General features: G+C 51.3%; 3 protein-coding genes. All 3 read right to left on the bottom strand.

The window, feature by feature from the left end:
- Window positions 1-176: 176 nt before the first annotated feature.
- Entirely contained in the window at window positions 177-920 is a 744-nt protein-coding gene (locus tag MJZ25_16430) for a YebC/PmpR family DNA-binding transcriptional regulator (protein MCQ2125762.1), read from the bottom strand.
- A gap of 61 nt (window positions 921-981) precedes the next feature.
- Window positions 982-1806, bottom strand: a complete 825-nt coding sequence (locus tag MJZ25_16425; protein MCQ2125761.1) for a hypothetical protein — start codon at window positions 1804-1806, stop codon at window positions 982-984.
- A 62-nt stretch (window positions 1807-1868) separates the two neighbouring features.
- Window positions 1869-2933: phosphomannomutase (locus MJZ25_16420; GenBank protein MCQ2125760.1), on the bottom strand; the 1065-nt coding region annotated here is incomplete at its 5' end.

Below are 2933 nucleotides of genomic sequence, written 5' to 3'. Positions count from 1 at the left end.
TGACGCTTACGCCAACGGCTCCAGCGTCTATCCTTCGGCTCACCTATGAAAACATGCAAGCATGTTTTCGCAGGATTCGCCTTACGGATCACGGACGCTTACGCTTCGCTCCAGCGTCCGCCTCTTCGCCTCGGTCATAGAATGAGCAAGCTCATTCTGCGACACTCGGCTCGTGGCTACTCAGCGTCCATATCGGCTTCGTCGATTTCAGCGTTGTGGTAAACGTCCTGAACGTCGTCGTGGTCTTCGAACTTGTCAATGAGCTTGAGGAGCTTCACAGCGTCGTCGTGGCCCAGCTTGACAGGGTCGTTAGCGACGTAAGTGATTTCTGCACTCATCATTTCGATGTTAGCACCTTCGAGAGCACGGGTAACAGCGTCGAATGCTTCCGGAGAGGTGGAGATTTCGTGAACGCCGTCTTCGGAGCTCATGTCTTCTGCGCCAGCTTCCAGAACCAGGTCCATGACCTGGTCTTCAGGATACTTTTCAGCATCGATAACAATCATACCCTTGTAGGTAAATGCCCAAGTAACGGAACCGGTTTCGCCCATGGCGCCGCCGTTCTTGTTGAAGATATTACGGATTTCAGCAACGGTACGGACCTTGTTGTCAGTCATGCACTGCACCATGATGGCAATGCCTGCAGGACCGCGGCCTTCGTACAACGGTTCGGTAACGTCTGCGCCACCGTTAGCGCCAGTACCCTTGGCAATAGCACTTTCGATATTCTTGGTGGGAAGAGACTGAGACTTGGACTTGATGATTGCAGCACGGAGACGCGGGTTAGCATCCGGGTTGCCGCCGCCGAGCTTAGCAGCGATAGAAATTTCCTTAATCAACTTGTTCCATGCCTTAGCACGGGCAACGTCAGTCTTAGCTTTCTTACGTTTGGTGGTGGCCCATTTGGAGTGACCGGACATAATTTACCTCTATAGGTTCAAAAGTTTCGGTGTAAATTTAAAAAATTTTAGGAAAAAGATATTACTGATTCATCCTGCAACGACGCTTTTCCTTTGCGGAAAGATCTGGGTCGTCACACGGATCCTCGAGTTTTTTTTTCTTCTTTTTCTTCTTCTTGGGAGTGTCGTCGTCCTCTTCGGCCGGTTCTACGGCTTTCTTCTTCTTTTTCTTTTTGGAAACAGAAGATTCTTCGTCTTCGGACTTCTTCTTTTTCTTCTTGGATTTGACTTCTTCCGCCGGCTCTTCTTCAGCATCTACGCGACGCTTCTTCGGAGCGATGGTGCCATCGTCTTCAGGAAGTTTCTTTTTCTTCTTCTGCAGGTTTTCAAGTTTTCTCTTGTCCATGGGGTTAGCAGAAGAGCGGGCAATGTCCTTTTCAAACTTGCCACCCCAGACGTTACCCAGCAGGGAACCAGATTCCAGAGCATCCTTCAGGATGCCCTTGGCCCATTCGTCGTTTGCCGGAGGCAACAACTTGAACTTCAGGTTACGAATGCGGGTCGGTTCTTCTTCAAAATAAAGCATCATGTCGAAGAAGCCAACCTGGTATTCTTCACCATCGGAACCAGCAGCTGTAGAAGGAACGTATGCAAGAACCGCATAGAGTTCACCGTCGAAGAGACCTGTGATCAAAAGATCCGGGTCACCACCGGGAGCCATGACTTCACCAGTAGCCTGGAAAGCCCACGGAGCCACGTCCACAGTAAGCTGGAACTTATGGAATCCCTTGTCAGCCTTTTTCAGTTTGAGCAAGGCGCCAGAGAAAGCCTGGAACTCAGGCTTCAAGGTCTGGGCCGAGCAAACTACGGCAAAGGCCAGGAAAAGAAACGCGAGTAATTTTCTCATAATTACTTCCTTTCAAACAATTCAACAGTGACGTCGAAGTCTAACCCAAAACACACCAAGGTTTAGTTCTTGTAGAACAGGGCCTTGGCTGCTTCGAACATCGGGTCCTTTTCATCCGGATTGCGGCATTCGGTATAAATACGAACCTTGGGTTCGGTACCGGACGGGCGAACCAGCATCCAGGAATCATCTTCGAAAATAATCTTTACGCCGTCCAAAGTCAAGAGCTGCTTGACGGTCTTCTCGGTAGAGCCGACCATGACCTTAGCACCGACCTGAGCAGCTTCGGCAACAGCGTTCACCTTGGCGATGAGCGGAGCGCCAACGAGGGACTTGTCCACTTCGAAGCCTGCACGGCTCGGGTAGAAGCGGCCGAATTCTTCGTAGAGGGCATCCAGGTATTCACCCAGGTTCTTGCCGGTAACAGCCATGATTTCAAGAGCGATGAGGAGGCCGAACTGAGCGTCCTTTTCAAGAGTGTTGTTGAGGCCGGAGATACCATCGGATTCTTCGAAGGCAACGAGAGCCTTGTCCTTGGCGGTGCGAGAGAGCCAGGGGCGGAAGTTCTTGAAGCCAACCGGAGTTTCCATGACAGGAACGCCAAGCTTTTCAGCAATGATGTTCACGAAGTTGGAGGTAGCAACGGACTTGGCAACCACGCCCTGTTCCTTGCGCCAGGTAGCCATGTAGTGGAAAGCGATTGCACCGAACTGGTTCATGTCGATTTCGCGAGAACCATCGTAGAAACGGATACGGTCACCATCCGGGTCAAAGATTGCGCCAAGGCGGAACCAGCTCTGGCTTTCATCGAGAACCTTGCGGACCTTTTCCAAGTTCTTGGAAGACGGTTCCGGTGCGATACCGCCGAAGAGGCTGTCGTCTTCGTTGCGGAGAGTGATGAGGCATTCCGGATTGTCCAGGAGAGCAGCCGGACGACGACGGGTAGAACCGTGAACGTGGTCGCAGACGAGAGTGAGGCGGCCCTTCTTGATGAAGTCCTTGATACGGTCAAACTTGATGGTACCCTGCTTGATGAGGAATTCCTTGTAGATCTTCAGGGAATCGATGATTTCCCAGTCAACCTTGGATACCGGTTCAAACTTCCAGGTAGCCATCATTTCGTTGGA

Source organism: Fibrobacter sp., from assembly GCA_024399065.1.
Lineage (GTDB): Bacteria > Fibrobacterota > Fibrobacteria > Fibrobacterales > Fibrobacteraceae > Fibrobacter.
Note: the sequence above shows the minus strand (reverse complement) of the source record. Positions and strands in the feature narration are given on the sequence as shown.